The following is an 18,117-nucleotide window of genomic DNA, read 5'->3' as shown; positions in this document are numbered from 1 at the left end:
CAGCAGGATGGTTTCCAGGACTGACCCTTTCTCTTCGGTTTCGAAGCAGCACCTTCTTTGCTTAAGAAGAACTCGCTTGCAACGCACACGAAAGCGTGACAAAAGAATGCATCGATCCATCTCCAACCTCTTGCGTACCAGTAGCTCCGATCACAGATCGTGGCACCACCCGACACCCTATACTGTTCGTCTCTTTTCACAAACATCATTCTTTTGTTTGATGTCGATTTTCCCATGATGGTATAAAAACTTGGACATCATGGGGTTATATAATGGCAGAAAAAAAAGTTAAGGATCTGATTAAGAAGTACATCCAACGTTGGCTGGGACAGCCTGGAAACAAGCTGGGGATGCTAGCTGAGCTGACTGGACTGGAGTACAAGACTCTGCAAAGACTCTCCCACGGAAAGAACGTACCAACCTCTGACTCCGTTCTACCTCTCTGCGAGGTCATTTGTTCAACTCCAGAGATGCTGGAGATACTCGACGTGTTGTCACCACACGTCGCCTCACTGCTGCGACTCTGGAGGAAGCACGAGGGAGCTCCGGCTACGGGCCAGCTGAATCAAATTGCAGAGAATTCCATTGAATTCTGTATCTACAGCTACTGCACGAAACTTATAGGAACAACCCACTCCGAAATAAAAGATCGGTTTGGCTCACTTGGCCTGGAAGTTCTCGACAAGTTGATTAGCATGGGCCTTGCATCTCATAAGAATGGAAGGGTTATCGCGGCTGATAATGACACCGTGATAAACGAGCGGACAAATCGCTTTGCCATTAAGCATCTGAATGATATGTGTCCTGAGAAATGCAGCCAAAACAAATACGCTACAAGGTGCTGGCAGGTTCAGGGTCTAAATGAGCAGACCACTGCGAGGATAACCCGTTTGATCCGAAAGCTTGAGCGGGATATCAAAGAAGAGATCGAGAATCCGGAAAATCACGGCGACATAACCTGGGTTTTTACGATGGTATCGGAGTCGTTTTTAAATTACTCTGCCCAAGATCCGACTGAAGGAGCATTCAAATGAAACATGCTGGACCGATGTGTGTTTTTTCCATACTGCTGATATTCACTTCCTTTGATGGAACGTTTGGAGGCGGGATTGGCGGAGGCGCGCCACCAGTTGTAAAAACCGATCAATCCAAGCTCATGACGCTAAAAGACGCCGCGCGAAATGGCGAGATAATACGCTACTCCGTGCCCGGATCAGACCCAATTTACCTGCAGCCGGATATTGCAAATATTAAAAGACACAGTCTTTCAGCCGTGAATATCGCTTCTGGCAATTCAACTGTCTTTTATGCGAATACTGAAGCTGATACACTACAGCACGCCTTCAGTCAGAACCTCGCCAGGACAGCAGTCTCCACTATCCCTGGGGTTCTGCCCATCATGAAAGAAGATGCGAAGATAATACTGCAGCCAAAAATCGAAGTTGTTTCGGCAGCATTTTTTGAAGAAGGGTTACGGACAAGTCAAGGCCCAGAGAATTGAAAACGTAGCTAAACCTGGATCAAGATAGGCCGCCCAGCGGTGGTGTTGGTGGAGGCAGTCCTGTTATATACCTTTGTCCAGGGAGTGGGCGGCGGTGGTGGCCCACTCCCTGGACACAGTTCACTCATATTGATGAGCTAGGCGAGGCAGGAAACCGCATACATGGAACGGCAAGGCAAAGACCGCTCGCATCCCTTCTAGCTTAGGAACAGGGCTCTTTCGCTCAGGGATGGCAGGGTGCAGTGGCTCTTTCTTCCAAATAGACGATAGCGGTTGCGGGCGAACCAATCATAGGCGCCGTCGCGCATGCCGGCGGGGAGCAGCCTGAAGAAAGCTTTCAAAACCTTCATATCGAGGATCTGAAGCATCTGCATCAACGCCGCCGAGCGCACGTATGCCTGCCCCTTCCAAATCAAGACGATACTTTTCTTTTCAGACGCCAGATGCGGGATCAAGGCCTGCGCGGTCTCGCCTTGCAGGGTCGAGAATCTAAGCCTGTGACGCTTGTCAGCCCTAAGAAGCCAGCGTATGAAGCCATCGCAAAATGAGCAGACGCCATCGAAGAAGACGAGGCCGCAGTCTTCAGGCAAATGTTCCAGAATGGGGAGTGTGCTACGATCCAATTGGTTTATCCTATGTGAGGTTGAAAATCACAAGGGCCAGAAGTAGCGAGATAACGGGGGCGACGAGTCGCCCAAACGCCAGCTTCTCGGCCTTTATCGCCTGCGGATGTTTTCTTCGCCACAGCGCAATGAATATCCAATAGAGGACTGCCGCCGAGATCACTGCCACACTCTTCGTCGATGGTAGCGAAAAACTATTAAAAAGAAAAATCGTAGCAAAAAAAGCAAAGGTTAGCACGGTGAAATGGCTGTCCGCCCGACGTCGAAAAAGGACGATACATGAGAGCAGGCAGCAAAGGATGTCGAGCTGTATCTTCGAATAAGTGTAGAACATCATTGGCTGAATTTTGATATCCTCTGCGAACGCAGGCAGCGTGGAGGAATCGCCGGATTCCAGGTACTCGTATATGTGGCGCGCGATGTTCTGAGGCTCCATACCCGCATCCATGTTGCCAAGTACGATGATCAAGCTACCCTTCTTGTCCATCACGAAGTCCGAGTTATATCCGATCGGTGAAAGCATCCCATTGTGCCAATAGACTATGTCATCGCCCGATCCAATGTTCTTGATACCGGCGAAATAGCGAAAGGACACCAAGTTACGATCGAAGGCATCGACCTTCACCAAGCCACCTTCGCCAAAGAGTTTGAACCACTTCTTCAGATCGGTCACGCTCGACACCAGCCCTCCATCGGACGCGGACGGCCAGTCATAAGTCTTGAAAGAAACGATCGAATACACGTCTTCAGCCGGTATGCTCTTGTCAAAGATGAAATGATGTCCATACGCTTTGTCTGCCTCGTCCGGGAAGCCCATCGATATTGAGTTCAATCCGAGGGGTTTGAAATAGGTGGATTCCATATAATCGATATATGAGAGGCCGGAGAGCCTCGATATGATCTCGCCCAGAAGGAAATAATTGAAATTGCAATAGTCGTAAACCTCGCCTGGTTTGGAACGAAGCCCAAAAATATCCAGCAAGCCAAGGAAATAACCGACTCCGACCGGCGAACCCCAATGGTAGGAAAACGTAGTCACATCAGGAAGGCCTGAGGTATGCGTCAATAGATGGCGGATCCGTAGGACTTCCCCCTGGTATTCCAAGGAACTCTCTTTGATATTTGGAAAGAACTTCGCAATGGGATCATCCAACGACAACTTATGCTGATCAGCGAGATTGAGAATGGCAAACCCAGTGAAGAGCTTGGTCATTGAACCGATCTTGAACAGAGAATCAGCGTCGGGAGCCTCACCGGAAGGCCCGTGCCTGTATCCGTAGCCATGCTCCCACGAGTTCTCGGACGTCTCTATTGAGACATATCCTGAGAAGACGCCTCGCTTTTCCAGATCTTGCAAATAGTCTTGAACCACCTTGATTCTTGAGGTATCTGCAAAACAGGTAAAAGAGAGACAGCCGAGGCATCCTAGGATAAAGTTCAAAATTCTCATGTGGCTTCCTTCAGTCGAAAGGGCAATGATCGAGCCATCAATTTAAATCGCCGTGCCAGAAAATTCCACTCGCTATCGATGATGAAAAACAGCTCAGCTCCGACCATAATCAATGCAAAGGGAACCAGGCCCATGTAAATCGCAATGCCGATATGAAAGATGATCCCGATCGCCAACCAGACTAACTTGAGTCGGCTGAAGATTGCGACGGGAAATGTACACTGGAAAAATATTGTCACGTAACATGCAAGAGTTGACACCAAGGGGCTGTTGAAGATAGGCCTGATGCTCGGAAGCGAGACCCAATCAACCTGGCTAACATTGTAGAGGGCAATCCCCGAATACCAGTCCAACCCTTGTGCCTTGAGAAATCCCGATGTCATATAGAGAATGGCGATTTGAAAGCCAATGGTCATCACCGCAAGATTATGCACCCATATCTTAACACCACGCAGCCAAAGATAGCGGCTCGAGCCCGAATTGGTCGTGAAAATGAGATAGATGAGCAGCAGGGAAGTGAGGTTATCGCCACCGTCTTGAATCTCTGCTAGCCGTGTTTGGAACATGGTCGAGGAGATAAAAAGCAGAGCGCAGCACAATCGATGCGATTTGCCTGCAATAAGCAATATGGCTAGCGCGAGGTTAGCGATCAACAGTACCACGACTGAAGCATCAGCTTGAAAGACCTTGTCCAGGATGGGGCCGAGCGCAGAGCCAAAATATACGACCGCAGATCCTTGTCCAATGCCGTTCGGACCCCAGAAATAGGATGCAAAGGGTAGCTCGGTCGCTATGCGTATCACGAAGACGAGGCCGATGACTATTCTCAGAACCTTGACGGATTTGACCTGCATCGGACTCGTCGAAAAAGAATGTAAGAAGGTATCAATCATTAGAAAACTCGTTGAATATTTTCGGCGAGGCCACGCTTCTATTGAAGACGTATAGGCCGCCGAACACTGTCTCGGGTTCCATGGCTTCGTGCTCGTATCGCTTGGACCAAGGGACTTTCTTGTGCATCCTGATCATTACGGCGAAGTGCGAGTATTCAGGGTTGAGCGGAAACATATCCATCAGGATGGAAGATCCTATTCGAGCAATCATCTGCTGGCGGGCCATCCTGTGGACCTCGTTGACGCTCTCGATGTATTGCTTGACGTCCTCATCACCGTTCTTCGCGAGCTTGTCGAAATATTGCATCCCCGATGGCATCGAGACTAAGGATCGAGCTGTGCCGGAAATGACTCGCGAGAGCCGGTCATAGGCTGAAAGCCTGTTTGCCTGCATGGCCTTCCAAAGCGAACTGGAGACGTCGAACCATCCATCCTTGAACTGCTGGTCGCTGAATAGGAAACGATCCATCTCGGCTTTTGTTAGTGGTTTGATCAAGAGGACGATGTTGTTGTTGATCGGGTTTGGCGCGAACAGACTCCAATTCTGATTGAGATATGCCCCGATCGTTCGGTTCAGGATTCCCTGCATCTCGATCTTCAGTGGATTGGCGGGCGTGTTCCACATGAATATGAGGATCCACAAGGCCAGAATCGCCCCAGCGCTCGAGGCTTTTCCCGCTATGGCTATGCCTTCAGTTATCCTTTGATATATCGTTGTCATACTTAGCCTTCAATTCGCTGAGTTCTTTAGCCATGATCAACTTGTTCCTCTCGAGGTTCTGGACGACCTCTGCGGTGATCTGCATGTTGATCGCTGGTAGCTTCTGTGTCAGCATCCGACCTGATTCGGTTTGGTTGAAGCGGATCATCGCGATGATTTCGCTTGGCTCCAAGCTTTTCATGTATCCATCTTGCACAATGGGCTTAATAACGTCCCAACTGTAATATTTACTGAAGATCTTCTCGACGTCTTCCTTCATCCCAGGAGGGGGGTTGATGGTCGACCTCAGACCCGAGTCAATCGTTTGCTTGAAGACGTCATCAATGTTGGAAGAGACAAAGTACTGCTGCACTAGTTCTTTCTTAAGGTCGGGGTTGTTGGGGTCGGCTTCAACTTTCTGGAAGAATTCGTCCTGCTCTTTGAATTTACCGATCAGGGTGTTGATCTCATCACGCGCTGTCTTTATCTCCAGGTTCCTTTCCGCTATGGATTGCTTCGAGTTAAGGAGATCATCCGTTATCGTCTGAATCCTGTCGCTGAGATTTTCATTGAGGTTTCGTGATGTCATGAGTTGCGATTCACACTTCTTCCAACCAGCTTCGACCGCCTTCATCCTGCCTTCTGCTTCACTGGACATGTCCGTGAGTGTTTGGATCCGCGAACTTTCTATGAAATGGATAATCGCGCCTCCTGTCAATGCGGACGCCAACGCAAGACCAATTGTTTTGTTTCTGGGCATTCGAGAAATTATCCTTTTATCCTATGTGTGTGGCTGCATAACTGCATGGATATGCAGAGAACAAGACTGAGACAACCCGGTGACAGGACACCGTAATTTCAACTCCGGCGCCCTGTCCGCGAGGATCATTAATAATCGAGCGCTTGCGCCGGGATCGCGAGGCGTATATCTGCACCGCCCACAGCGACCTTTGCGGCGTAAGTCACTCCGCCCGCTACGGCGCCGCCCGCGGCCCCTGCAGCCGCGCCTGCCGCCATGCCAGGCGTACCCCACGCTGCGCAGACAGCGCCTCCTACAGCGCCGCCGGCTGCACCCGCACCAACTTCAACGCCGAATTGTCTCCATGTCCACGGCTGCTCAGGCTTAGGCTTGTCTACCGCGAAAGCGCTGTCCATGAGGCCCAGCGACTGTCCGGAGGTCGCCGACACCTTGTGAGTGAAGGGGAATTTGAAGCTGATGCCGCTGACCAAAACTGTTAATCCAATGACATGATTCAGTCGCACAAATAATCTCCTATGTGGATGCCTAACAAACTGCCTGAGGCAGTATCCTGTTGCAGTGACGGATGCTAAAAACAATGGGATCCAAACAGTAAACCTACGCTATCAAAGTTAACGCATAAGCCACGTTACCTTTCGCAAGTGGGCATTCAACTGCCTGTACAGGGCGCGTAAGCAACCGTCATGCCAGAAGGAAAAATTCAATAGTTATAGATTGATAAGATAATTAAGGGCTGGTTTCGGGAGAATTTTCTTTCTTCGGTTAAGAAGATGCCTGCTTGATTTCGGTGATGTTATGGTTAATGAATGTCCAAAAATCATGTAACCACATCGACATTACTTTGGTTCATCGCGCCAGTCGATTCTCCGAAGTCCACTTGTTTCAAGAGGAGCGCACAAAAGAAAGTGCGGCAAACCATTAAACAATAGAGGACTGCGTCCGTGATGCCGCTCAAACCTGAAATAGGCCTGTGTAGTAGGTGGAAAAGGCGGATAAGTGAAATCTATTTCCCCTCGGAGCTGGACCATATTTGGATTAATAACAAGTTCCGGCGCTTGATTCTCTTTTGAGAACGGCCTTTCCTCAAGGAGTGGTGGTGGAGTATGGTACACTGCATGAGGCGAGATCATAAGTTGTTCAATCGGCACTTCAAAGAAAATTGCCGGCTTTCCAAGCTCATAGCCAGCATCTCTAAGTTCCCTGTATATTTCATGAGGATGTATAACCGTGAAATGCAGGACATCATTCCAGTGACAGTTGAGCCTGGGAATGATCATCTCAAGAAAGGATGTACGCCATTGATACTTTTGAACAGCACAATTATAGGCTTCCGAATGAATACTACGAAGTGTATTCATGGGATAAAGCTTGGTTCCGAACATCGGGTTTGGAACCAGGTGATAGACATACTGCACTCTTCGCGTTTCGCTCATTTTGCCTTCACACCAAGTTGTATTTCCTGCGTTTCGCATCCAAAGTCGACCGGGGTAGATTTATGGCTTTGCAAAGTGCACTGATTGTGCCATGCCGATTTATGGCATTGCTCAGAAATACACGTTCAAAATCCGACATAAGTTGGTCGAAGTCCCGATCCTCATGGACTGCCTGATTAAAATCCGAATCCCCTGACGTGACTGCAGATGGTTTAACCCTATTTTGAGGCTCAAGATCCTTGAAAACTGGAAAATTGTCTGCTGCCGGCTGTACTCCATCAAGTTCACAGTAAAGCAGCCAAGCGTCCATGCATTTGAAGAGCTGGCGGATATTGCCCTGCCATTGATAGGTCTGGAGTTTCGCGGTCAAAGCATCAAGAGTATCAACATTAAGTGTGAGGTTCTTTCGCGAGAGGAAGAGAGCCACAAATGCCGGAATATCGGCCATACGTTCCCTGAGAGGAGGCATGTGAAAGTCGAGCCCCATCATCCGCATATGGATATCAACCAGGAATCGCCCTTCCTCGACCTCCCGACCGAGGTCCTTGGTGGATGCTACAAGCAGCTGAAACTCGCTGCGATGGGTCCTGGTCTCTCCCAGTCGATGATAGGTGCCGTCATTGAGAACACGAAGCAGCTTTTGCTGCACAGGGATGGACAGTGTCTGGATTTCATCAAGAAATAGGATTCCGCCATCGGCTTCAGTGATGTATCCGGTCGCGGCTTCGTCAGCTCCGGTGAATGCGCCCTTTTTGTGACCAAACAGAAGCGACTCAGCAAGGTTTCCGGTAATGGTCGCGCAATTCACGGCCACGAAAGGAATGGGTCCTTCATCCTCGCAACGCATTCTGTGGATGAGCTTTGCCGCCTCTTCCTTGCCAGTGCCTGTTTCGCCAGTAATGATGCATGACGCCTTTTTCTTCGCCGCAAGGCGGGCGACCTTATGCTCGCGTTCTCCCAGAATAATACCGTAAGGATATTTTTTTGAGTAGGCATCCCAAAGGCCGGACGGGTTTTTGAGGCGACTACCCCTGGCGAGGCGACGACGCTGGTCGGCGAGCCCGAAGGCAATCTCAATTTCGTCGGCCTTGGACAGGGGCTTTCTGACAAAGTGGTGGGCACCGGCGGTCAGGGCTGCACTGACAATTTCAGTCCTAGGATCGCTCGAGGTCGCTACAATTATAATGTTCGGCTGCTGCTCAATCGCGGCACGGATCACAGTCAGGCCATCGGGCTTTTCAAAGCCGGCCTTGGTTTCGATATGAAGATCCGTCAGAAGATAGTCGTATGGCTGAAGCACGAGCTCACGCACAGCCTCGCTCACGGTTGCGGTATGGGAGAAGTTCACTCCCAGAGACTTGAGAAGAGCCGATATATTTTGGATTTCAAAGCCGTCGTCCTCGACAAAAAGGATTTTTCTCTTCTCAAACACTGATGCCACCTTCGGTTTCGAGATTGAATTTTCTTTTCAGCACCTTCATGATGGCCCTTTCATCGCCTTTCAAGTGGGCAGTAGATATGTACTCTTGATCATCGCGTTCGAGGACCTCAAACATGACCTCATCGCTATTGGAAACGACAATACAGGCGCCTTGGCGTTCTTCGGTAAAGAAGAACTCGTCCGAATTATGGGAAGCCAATTTTGCCAGAATCGATTGCGTGAGGGCCCAGGGCTCAAGGCAAATTGCTACTGGTCGCACCATTTTTTGAACGAGCTGAATCTCCATAGTAGCAGCATTTTCCACAACTTGTTCCTTCTCGGGTTCCACTGCGTTGGGCAATCGGCACTCGAATATGGTGAGATTGTTTTCCCTTCGATAAGTGACATCACCGCCATGCCCCCGCATGATTTGCCTTACGTATGCAAGGCCTAGGCCAGTGCCATCTGACTTACCATGGGTTGCTCCACGCTGAAAAAGTCGTGGCAAAAGGTTCTCAGAGACGCCTGAACCATCGTCGATCACTTTAAGGACTAGCTCATCCTCAAACTCATCAACATGAATCTCGACCATTGACGCTGCGAAATCAATTGCATTGGCAACAAGGTTTATCCAAGCACGCTCGAATTTCAGATCGTCCAAATAATAGGTAGTATTGCTACAACTATTTCTAATCGATAATTTCACATCTTTTAGAGCAGCCGTCTCAGAGATAACAGACAGCCCAGAGTTAAAGTCCATTTTGCAAAAGCGTCGCGAAATGAATAGCTCCAGGTCTGCATGCCGCAGAGACTCGATCATTGAGCTAAGTCTATGCAGTGATTTTCCAATTGACGACTTTTGACTTGCGATTATTGAATCATCGGGCAGGTACAGCAGCCGCTCTATCGCGTTAAGCGGGGCCCTCATGTCGTGTGATATTTGTGTAATAACACGCCCAACTACAGCCTGCCTTTCAGCCTCCCGTTCCTTTTGCGTCAGCTCTTTGATCTCAGCTATCTTCTCTAAGTAAAGCAAGAAAAGAGTATTTATCTCGCTTATCATCGAAACATACTTACCCTGCGTTATCGCATCTCTCATAGTAAAGTCTAAAGCTGCGATATTTAGCTTCAACGGTTTGATAATATCTTCTTCTATGCTATTCCTAGCTTTTCCGACCAAGAACAATACTGGTATGGCCAGAGAAATTGTTAAGAGCATAAAGCCGAGGGTATTATATATGTCTGGAAAGCGCGGAACCAGGAGCACCAATTGAACATTGACCATACCGGGAACTTGTATAGTTTCCATTTTGGTTAATAACGTCGAGGCAATTGCACATTCCCTCGATTTTGTGAATGGGTATTGAAAATGGGTGGTGCCATCAATAACTACACACAAGGATTTCATGCCAGATGAATTAGCAGTAAATCCAGATGCAATCTCAAGGAGAGATCTGTTCTTCTGGATAAGAGCAACATTTACAACATTAGATAAACTTTGAATTGACTTTCGAAGCGCCTTATCCTTCTCGTTTATCTCATTAAAAATCACGATCACCTGAAACAATAAGAGAATGAAGAATGAGACCAGCAAGGGAAGCGATAGTTTTCGATGATACCAAGAGGACAATGGTTGCGGGGAGTCTTGCACTTTCATTTCATCAAGCTCCCCATTTATAATAAAAAGTCATCCCCAGAATAACTTTTCTTGTCTAGTTGGGTTTGGTCGGTTGAAATATTTTCCAAATCTTGTCGTATTTACGCTCAATAAATTCTTGCCTTACACGAAGCCTATCGCTCCTATATGTAATATTGTTTGATATATATCCCAAATGGATACTGGGAACTTCAGAAAATATAGCTTCAGCCACTTTTTCATAATGAGCTGGCAACAGCTCTGGCGTCTGAATGATTCGACCTTCTAACAGTAATTTGTCTACATTTTCACGATATATTATTGGCGATGTGATCGCTCCGTCTTTACCAAGAAGATGATACAATCCATCAGAATCAATCACATGAACGCTTGCTCCAGCCAACACAGCATCACAGGAATGAATCTTATAAAACTCCCTTAGACTGTCTTCCGGCTCTCTGTTCTTAAAATTCAAACCTGATTCTTGAATAAACGGTAAAACCTTTGTCAAGAATCCCTTCAGGCAAAGCTCTAAAGGGTTATCTTTAGAACGTGCGATTAGCTCTGAAATCAGAGTTTCATATTTGCGTGCGATTGTTTCAAATGCGCTATCAGGCAGCCTTCCTGCTTGAAATGGCAGATATGGTTGGAAGTCAACCTTAAATCTCTTTGGAGAATTTTCGATTTCACTTCTATTTTCTCGAAAAATTTTCCAGATTAATGCTTGAAATGCTTGGCGCATCCTTCTGTCTTCAAAAAATCGTCCTTTTAGCCCATTCACGTGTAACCAATAGGATATGTCTTCAATGCCTTTTGTTTCGCTAATTAAATCGGTCTTATCATAGTTCAGGCTATTAAAGGCAATAACATCGATCTCGCCATTCAACATTCTAGGAAAAGGATCTGATTCAGCAATAAACCTGATTGATTCGAAACTGGTCAGCTCTTTACTGTAAGGATTCAGACCGAGAAGTACCTCCGCCTCACTTTGAGATTTAATAACATAGCGACCAGTACCGATGTATCGCCCATCTACAAACCTGAATGGAGCAAATCGTGCGCCGCTAAGATAGGCCAACGCGGTCCTAACTGGCTTTTCAAATCGAACTATTAGTGTTTCATCATCAGGAGTCTCAATTCCAGAAAGTGTGACATCAGCGGTGTTACCTTGGTCCGCCTTCCTATTTGACAAAAAGGCCATTACATCGAGAAGGGCTTTGTTCCATGAATTTTGCGGCAGAAGAAGGCCTTCTTCCCATGACCTTTTAAAATCTTTAGATGTTAAACTTGCTCCGTCCGAAAATCTTCGAGACGTATCAATTTTGAATTCAAACTGGGTGAAGTCGTCGTTAAACTTGTATGACTTTGCAGCCAAAGGCAGAATAAGACCATTCTCACCTATTTGGACAAGGGCCTCAAAAACGTGTGTCATGATTGCTTCTTCAATCATGGCCCTCTGTGATGCAGGGTATAATGGTATATCCCACGTGTGCGGGAGAGAAACAGCAAGAGAATTTTCAGAAACAATGTTCATATCATATCCCTCAGGCCTCTCAGAAAAAACGACGATTGCCAGCAATAGGCTGGCAACCGCTAGCGAAGAAAGAGCCACTGTTTTCTTATTCAGGCGTACCTTCTTCAGCATCCAAACTCCTGGTCAAATCCAGCTTAATTTTCTCAAGCTGAATCTTTTGGTCTACTTCAATCTCACCCAATTCCAACTTCTCTTCTACAAGTCTCTTAATAACGAGAACTTGCTCGTTTGTAAGACTACTTACAGCGGGGTTTATTCCACTCGTAGTACCCCCGGCAAATGAACGTCCTGCTGCCGCAATTGATGCAACTACCAAAGTCGACTTTGCTGCAAATGAAAATGAATTAATTGGGAGATTTTTTGCAATTTTTGCAATGAAAACTTTCATATCATACTCCAATTGTTTTATCGAATTTCCAGCAACCAGGATCCCTGGCTGCAAAATCACCAAACTCAGCATATGCAGCGTTACGGTCACCACCGCATTGATTGAATAGGCTGCACCTGCCACACACTTCTATGTCCTTATTTCGAACTTTGCGAAAGATATCATGATTGATATACAAATTCTCAAGCCCGTCTTTAAGGACGCTCCCAAGAACAATATTTGCCCGGCTGGTTGCCTTCAGATTGCCTTTGTAATCAATCACTAACCCATCAAATCCATATAATCCACTTTGCCCAAAAGCATTGTCTATTAGAGCAAACAGCGGTTGATCAGTATTAGTTGGCACTCCACTGCGATAGGAATGTATGATTATCGACTCAAAAGCTTTCTTTAGATCTTCAGGAACAAGGGAACTATCACCCTTACTATCTACCAAGTTTTTGCCTGCTCCCTGAGCAATTAAGCGCGTAAAGTTCTGAGAATCAACTTTTAAAGATTTTGCCAGATCGAAATAATCAGATATCCAGGGAAATGATCTTTGTGACAAGATTGATAAAATAGAAACTCTGAATCCCTTACTCTTAAAGAGCCTTATACCTTCACAGGACTTTTCAAAGTTTCCAATCCCGCGGACTTGGTCATGACGCGACGCATCTGGGCCATCCAAAGAAATTTGAAATTCAACATTAAATCCACTCAAATAATCCAATATCTCTGACTTTTGAATAGTGCCATTCGAAAGAATTAGTATGCTGGAGTCTGGCCAAATCCTTTTGATCTTCTCGATTATTGGCTTCAATATTGGGCTGATAAGTGGCTCTCCGCCACAAATCATGAAATACGGATTGAAGGAGTATTTTCGAAGAAACGCTTCTATTTGATCCAAGATATCTGACCACTGCGCGATGCTAATGAATCCTTTGTTAGAATGGTGTGGGTGATAACAGTGGGTGCAAGCCAAATTACACGCATTTGTGATGTCTAGCTGAACACTCATACGTCGAGGTTCAGAAATTGATCTTAATATCCAGTTTTCTGTTAGACCTTTAATTTTCGCAAGAAGGGACATTGCTTAGCCTTGCTCTCAAATCCGTGGTTCTGATTCTATAAACAGCCGGCAGAAAATCCTGGCTGTCCCTCTACGCAATTGGAAATCAATCACCAACTTCAAGTCGCTCCCGGGAAGCACAGTTTATGCCATTTTCAACAATCACTGTCAATCAGGCCAGACTGGTCAAAGTTTAGCTGAAAACGATATTTTAAGCCCACAATTCCGGTCCACAGAGGCACCCGAACACTGTCACTTGAACAGGATGCCCAAAATCAGTTTACTCGTTTACGGGAAACAAAGAAGCCCTGTGACGCTGAGCGTGTCTGGCAGTAACTTTGAAAGTTAGTCTCGATTACGATCCAGGAAAGGGCGCAAAACCGCCTGGGAATTGGCTTCTTTCTCCCTGGCGGTTGGCTGGGTTATGCGGAAAATGTGAGGACTGGTGGTGGAGAAAGCCGGAAGGAGATGGATGCTAAAGCAAATTGTTTGCCACTTGTTTGTCGTTGCATGAACCGATTGAGCATAGGATATGGCACGTCGGATTCTGGCGAATTCCTTGCCTGATTTCGATGTGGCCTGCCTAAATCGGCTGGATGGAGAGCAACGGCGAACTTGCTCAGAATGGCCCCCATTGCACATCCCGATCGAGGCTGAAAGCCCCACCATCGCCGTTATCAATCCGACGAATCCGATATGGTGCTTAAAGCCCCTATCTAAAGACCCCTCCAACGAGAAGAGAGGTCAAGGCGAAACAGAGATACAGCAACCCTTCGTAGTTGACACGCTTCTTTTCGCATCGGATTTTTAGTCCACGGAACTGATTCACCCAGGAGAGACTTCTTTCGACAACCCATCGGTATACGTCACGCTTGGTGACAGGTCGACCCCGTCCATCTCTCCTTTTTCTCTTGAGCTGGGTCTGCAAACGAACAGTTATGAGAATACGTCCGATTGAACTGTTTGTGGACCGTTTGAAGGCGGGTTACGAGGCAACTTAACTTTAAAAGTAGTCCCTTCCTCTTCAGTCGATGCAACGCTAATTTCCCCGCCGTGTGACCTGACGATTTCACTCGTGATGAAAAGGCCCAACCCAAGTCCATCTTTGTTCTTTTCGCGGTCTCTATCCTCAGATTGAAGACGGGTCATCGGTTCAAAAATGCACTTTTGCGCATTTTCAGGGATCGGTGAACCATCGTTATGGACTTCCAGCACGACATCCTGATTTTGATCCTGTGCAGCAATACTAACTGGTCTTATGTTTGATCCATATCTTAAAGCATTGGTGGCGAGGTTTGTGATTACTTGAGCGAGCCTATCGCTATCCCATTCTCCATGAAGATCGCCAGCCGATTCGAACACAAGGTGGTGCTCAGGATTGGATGCCTGAAGTTCCTGGATGATCTCCTGGCACAAGGCCCCCAGGTCCATTGGCTTGGGTGTTATTGGAATTCCACTCCCAAGACGCGTGCGTGCCAGATCAAGGAGATCATTAACCATACGATTCATACGTTTAGAGCTATTGATGATTATATCAACTATCTCCTCCCTGTCGGTAATTTGAGGATCCCTCAATAGCGTTGCTGCCATCGAAATCGCACCGATTGGATTGCGAAGATCGTGGCTAAGGATGGCCAGGAACTGGTCCCTGGTGCTATTTACTGTTTCAGAGTACCGCGATATTGAGTTTGCAAGAGCTTCATCAATGGCCTCATTGAATCGTGTCACTTCCCCTGGTTCAGTTCCTTTTGCTTCTTCCCACTTGCTGAGGACGCTTGCGCGTAGCGCTCGAAATTCTGATGCTAGCTGGACAAGGTCGATTCCAGTTTCCAGGCGGGCTGATGCATGACTTTTTCCTGCCTCGCCGAGCTTCCCAGAGGGTTCATTGCCTTTTGATTTCTCTGACTGCTCACTTTTGCTCTGCGAAGTTTCCATGTCTTCAGCAATCTCGATAAGAAGTTGCTTAACGTGATCCTGTAGCTCTTTGTGATTTAAACCATCAGCCCATGGTTGCATGCTGCTGGCGAAATTCACCCACGAGTCAATTATATCTGTATGGTTTACTTTTATGAATTGAGCCAGTTTCATTGTGACCCTGCCTTTTTTTATCGCTTTTACCAGCTGTTTATCGTTGAACGATGATAAACATTGACCATTGTCGAGCGCAATGAATAAGCGATTTTATGAGAGCCTATGCTTGCGTAGCAATCTTCAGTCATAATTAATCGACGTGCTGACCTCTGTCTGATAATGAGACAAATCTAAGTTAAGGTTTTTGAGGTTTTTGGATAGGCTCAAAGTGCTGTACCGAGAACAACTACCATGACGCTCTCTTTGTCTTCGGTTTTATATAGCGACCCTGAGGTTACACCCATATCGTTACACTCTGACCATTACAGATCTGTTACCGTGTGTCATTTCGCAAACCTGATCTCTCAATCTCAGTGCGTTGAGCGCCGATGCAGCCAGAAGCAGGGCGCGGAGCAGGATGAGGAGGACTGATTCTATCCATAAAGTCTGATCCAACGATGTGCCAAGGACCTGAGCATTTGGGGTTGCACTGATCAGCTTTCTCAGCCTGAAAACTTCAGCCCCAAATATTTCCATGTTCCTCCATGCACGTCCCTTTGTTGCCGCATCAAGAGATCGTTCAGCCTGTTTCAGTTGCTCTCTGATTCCAGTCAATTCAGGAACAGTAAGCATTTGCTCTGAGGCAGCTTTGGATCTTGATTTGGCATACACGTGGAAGGAGAGCGCTGAAACGAAGTACCCAAAGAAAATCAGATGAATGATGATCCTGAGCCATTCAAGCGATCGGCTGAATTTCATGCTTACCAGCGAAAGAAATGCAACCTCACTGGCCAGAGCCAGCGGGACTGCATATTCAGGCAGGATGTCGTGCTCTCGATAGAACTCCACCTGCATTGCGGTCATGAGCAGTGTGAGGCAAGCAACAAGGAGCAACCTGAGTATGAATGAAAGCGGAATCTTACTGAAAAGGCGTCCTTTCCTCCTGACAGAAGGATTTTCGGCCGCATTGTCAGAATCTGAAGCTTTCCGTTTCAGAGGCATGCCATCAACCAGTTTCAGGGTTTGTTCCATTCGAGTGCCCTTACCTTTGAAAAAGAATGTATTATCGATGCTACTGGGAGAAATTTCATATGCCACATCAAATAGAGCCAGTGCTCCGTCCGCTGCAATCGCACTGCCGGGAGCGGAGTTAACTCTCGACCGATCCTGTAAAGTGCTTGAAAGTTGATGAATTTTTTCAGATGGCCGAGCTAAACCTGAAACAGCCCCGCTGGAATTTTCAGACTGAGCATCCTCACTTCTGAGATTGGGCACAATCTCAAGATGGTCACGCCGCTTGGAATAGTTTCGTTCCCTGGCTCTGCTCAGGATTTTTTCCCGGTTTTTGAGATAGTATTCCCGGTTCTTTTGCTTCTTTACTGCCGTGCTCATTGCGAAGCCTCCGCAGTCAACCTGGATTGGAGCCTCGCAAACATTTCCAGACAATAGCCAAAGCTGAGGCGCGCCAGGGCATCAAGAATGGTTTTCAGCTGATCTTTTAGCGGATCACTGAGATCTGTCCTGAGCAGCCTCTCAATTTCCAGCCTCAGTCGACGCTCATCAGCCGGCAGCCCTGGGTCGGTATTGAGTCCTAGGCGTTGTTTTGCCTTGTTGATGGGATCCTGGAGAAGGTGACTTACTATGGCACCGGAAACCTCTCCGAAGTTTCTCGAAGTCCGCTTGATGAAGCCAGGAATGTCTTCAAGCAGCTGCTCCAGCTCCTCTTCGGTCTGGACTCTCATGAGAGCCAGTCCAGCCTTCTCAACGATGTCCGCCTTGTTTTTCAAAGCACAATCGAGGCCGCTGAACAAAAAGTTGATGCTCTTGGCCCTGGAGGCAATATAGGGATCCGAGGCAATCGGGAGCAGACGCTCCATGAAGTAAATCTCATGGCCCCGAAGGCGAACGTATTCACGGAAGAACCGATCCTTCTCACCCTTCGAAACAGGAGTCTTCACCAGTTCTTCCCAGGCCGCCACGATGCGGTCCACTTCGCCCTTCATTGTGAATATGTCCCGGCCGGAAAAAGAACCGGGTTCATCAGGATTTTCGGTTAGGTCTTTGGGAAGGGAATTAGGGGACGCCTGGACCACAGGGGCGGTTTGCTCTGCGGCCGCCTCCACGGTTTTCGGCTGGAAGGGAGGGCTGTACGGGACGCTGGGATAAGAGTGACTATCAAATGAATCACCCACAACTCTTTTGCGGATGCCAACGATATGGTTTCGGCTGGCCATGATGTCAGCGAAAAATTCAAAGGCCAGCGGGGCAAAATAATAGTCGTTCGAGCTCTGCTGAAACCTTCCCTGACAGTTGAGAAAGCGTACTGCCTTGACTTTGATGTACCCTTTCTTCTCCAGCTGCCTGATCTTCTTTCTGACCGTGGATTCACAGATCTTGGTCGCCCGCGATATCGTGGCGATCGATGGAAACGCGGGGTGGTCCACGAAGCCCTTATCATAGGGCATGAGGGAACCCAAATACGTCAGAATACTGTGCTCAAAGTGATCGATGTCGTGGAGATGATCAAAGGCCCTTAAATAACGGCCGCCAGCAAAGACAGGGTGATTCGGAGGAAAGAACTCGAACAGATTTGACATGATTCCCTCAATCCTTGAGGGAGCAACCGGCAGGTTGAAAAGCGGACGCAACTCGCCTATGATC

General features: G+C 47.5%; 18 protein-coding genes. 3 read left to right on the top strand and 15 right to left on the bottom strand.

Annotated features, from left to right (window positions below; genetic code table 11):
* Window positions 1-272: 272 nt before the first annotated feature.
* The gene (locus OLTU_RS08795; RefSeq protein ID WP_141732383.1) at window positions 273-1,034 is read left to right on the top strand and encodes a hypothetical protein; all 762 of its coding nucleotides are present in this window, start codon (window positions 273-275) and stop codon (window positions 1,032-1,034) included.
* The gene (locus OLTU_RS08790; RefSeq protein WP_141732382.1) at window positions 1,031-1,501 is read left to right on the top strand and encodes a hypothetical protein; all 471 of its coding nucleotides are present in this window, start codon (window positions 1,031-1,033) and stop codon (window positions 1,499-1,501) included. Before OLTU_RS08795 ends, OLTU_RS08790 begins: the two co-directional genes overlap by 4 nt.
* 197 nt (window positions 1,502-1,698) lie before the next feature.
* Here the strand turns inward: OLTU_RS08790 and OLTU_RS08785 are convergent, their stop codons facing one another.
* Genes OLTU_RS08785 through OLTU_RS08765 form a run of 5 tightly spaced genes read right to left on the bottom strand, consistent with a single transcriptional unit; the run spans window position 1,699 to window position 5,825 of the window.
* Window positions 1,699-2,091: a thiol-disulfide oxidoreductase DCC family protein gene (locus tag OLTU_RS08785; protein WP_218109930.1), complete on the bottom strand. Its 393-nt coding sequence runs from the start codon at window positions 2,089-2,091 to the stop codon at window positions 1,699-1,701.
* Between the two features lie 43 nt (window positions 2,092-2,134).
* Window positions 2,135-3,574 (bottom strand): serine hydrolase domain-containing protein, encoded by a 1,440-nt coding sequence (locus OLTU_RS08780; protein WP_141732380.1) that lies wholly within the window; start codon window positions 3,572-3,574, stop codon window positions 2,135-2,137.
* Entirely contained in the window at window positions 3,571-4,467 is an 897-nt protein-coding gene (locus OLTU_RS08775) for an HTTM domain-containing protein (protein WP_141732379.1), read from the bottom strand. Before OLTU_RS08775 ends, OLTU_RS08780 begins: the two co-directional genes overlap by 4 nt.
* Window positions 4,460-5,188, bottom strand: a complete 729-nt coding sequence (locus tag OLTU_RS08770; RefSeq protein ID WP_141732378.1) for a DUF5819 family protein — start codon at window positions 5,186-5,188, stop codon at window positions 4,460-4,462. Before OLTU_RS08770 ends, OLTU_RS08775 begins: the two co-directional genes overlap by 8 nt.
* Window positions 5,160-5,825, bottom strand: coding sequence for a DUF2059 domain-containing protein (locus tag OLTU_RS08765; protein WP_218109929.1), 666 nt, complete (start codon window positions 5,823-5,825; stop codon window positions 5,160-5,162). The genes OLTU_RS08770 and OLTU_RS08765 overlap by 29 nt, the downstream gene beginning before the upstream one ends.
* A gap of 245 nt (window positions 5,826-6,070) precedes the next feature.
* Here OLTU_RS08765 and OLTU_RS32270 point away from each other — a divergent pair, with 245 nt between their 5' ends.
* Window positions 6,071-6,406, top strand: coding sequence for a hypothetical protein (locus OLTU_RS32270; protein ID WP_218109928.1), 336 nt, complete (start codon window positions 6,071-6,073; stop codon window positions 6,404-6,406).
* A 357-nt stretch (window positions 6,407-6,763) separates the two neighbouring features.
* On the opposite strand, the gene OLTU_RS08755 is transcribed toward OLTU_RS32270, so the two are convergent.
* The 10 genes from OLTU_RS08755 to OLTU_RS08710 all read right to left on the bottom strand — a co-directional run bounded on the left by OLTU_RS08755 (window position 6,764) and on the right by OLTU_RS08710 (window position 18,053).
* Entirely contained in the window at window positions 6,764-7,360 is a 597-nt protein-coding gene (locus OLTU_RS08755) for a hypothetical protein (protein ID WP_141732375.1), read from the bottom strand.
* 7 nt (window positions 7,361-7,367) lie between these two features.
* Entirely contained in the window at window positions 7,368-8,792 is a 1,425-nt protein-coding gene (locus OLTU_RS08750; RefSeq protein ID WP_141732374.1) for a sigma-54-dependent transcriptional regulator, read from the bottom strand.
* Window positions 8,785-10,437: a sensor histidine kinase gene (locus OLTU_RS08745; RefSeq protein ID WP_141732373.1), complete on the bottom strand. Its 1,653-nt coding sequence runs from the start codon at window positions 10,435-10,437 to the stop codon at window positions 8,785-8,787. Before OLTU_RS08745 ends, OLTU_RS08750 begins: the two co-directional genes overlap by 8 nt.
* Window positions 10,438-10,492: 55 nt before the next feature.
* On the bottom strand, window positions 10,493-12,061 hold the full coding sequence (locus tag OLTU_RS08740; RefSeq protein WP_141732372.1) for an ABC transporter substrate-binding protein: 1,569 nt from the start codon (window positions 12,059-12,061) through the stop codon (window positions 10,493-10,495).
* Window positions 12,036-12,338: a hypothetical protein gene (locus OLTU_RS08735; protein WP_141732371.1), complete on the bottom strand. Its 303-nt coding sequence runs from the start codon at window positions 12,336-12,338 to the stop codon at window positions 12,036-12,038. Before OLTU_RS08735 ends, OLTU_RS08740 begins: the two co-directional genes overlap by 26 nt.
* Before the next feature lies 1 nt (window position 12,339).
* Window positions 12,340-13,335, bottom strand: a complete 996-nt coding sequence (locus tag OLTU_RS08730; RefSeq protein WP_245676863.1) for a radical SAM protein — start codon at window positions 13,333-13,335, stop codon at window positions 12,340-12,342.
* Between the two features lie 763 nt (window positions 13,336-14,098).
* A complete protein-coding gene (locus OLTU_RS08725; RefSeq protein WP_176736456.1) occupies window positions 14,099-14,314 on the bottom strand; it encodes a transposase in 216 nt (71 codons plus the stop codon).
* 8 nt (window positions 14,315-14,322) lie between these two features.
* On the bottom strand, window positions 14,323-15,474 hold the full coding sequence (locus OLTU_RS08720) for a sensor histidine kinase (protein WP_141732369.1): 1,152 nt from the start codon (window positions 15,472-15,474) through the stop codon (window positions 14,323-14,325).
* 291 nt (window positions 15,475-15,765) lie between these two features.
* Window positions 15,766-16,848, bottom strand: coding sequence for a hypothetical protein (locus OLTU_RS08715; protein WP_141732368.1), 1,083 nt, complete (start codon window positions 16,846-16,848; stop codon window positions 15,766-15,768).
* Entirely contained in the window at window positions 16,845-18,053 is a 1,209-nt protein-coding gene (locus tag OLTU_RS08710) for a helix-turn-helix domain-containing protein (protein WP_176736455.1), read from the bottom strand. Before OLTU_RS08710 ends, OLTU_RS08715 begins: the two co-directional genes overlap by 4 nt.
* Between the last annotated feature and the right edge of the window lie 64 nt (window positions 18,054-18,117).

Source organism: Oligoflexus tunisiensis (genome assembly GCF_001748245.1).
GTDB lineage: Bacteria > Bdellovibrionota_B > Oligoflexia > Oligoflexales > Oligoflexaceae > Oligoflexus > Oligoflexus tunisiensis.
This window is presented reverse-complemented; position numbering and strand designations above follow the sequence as displayed.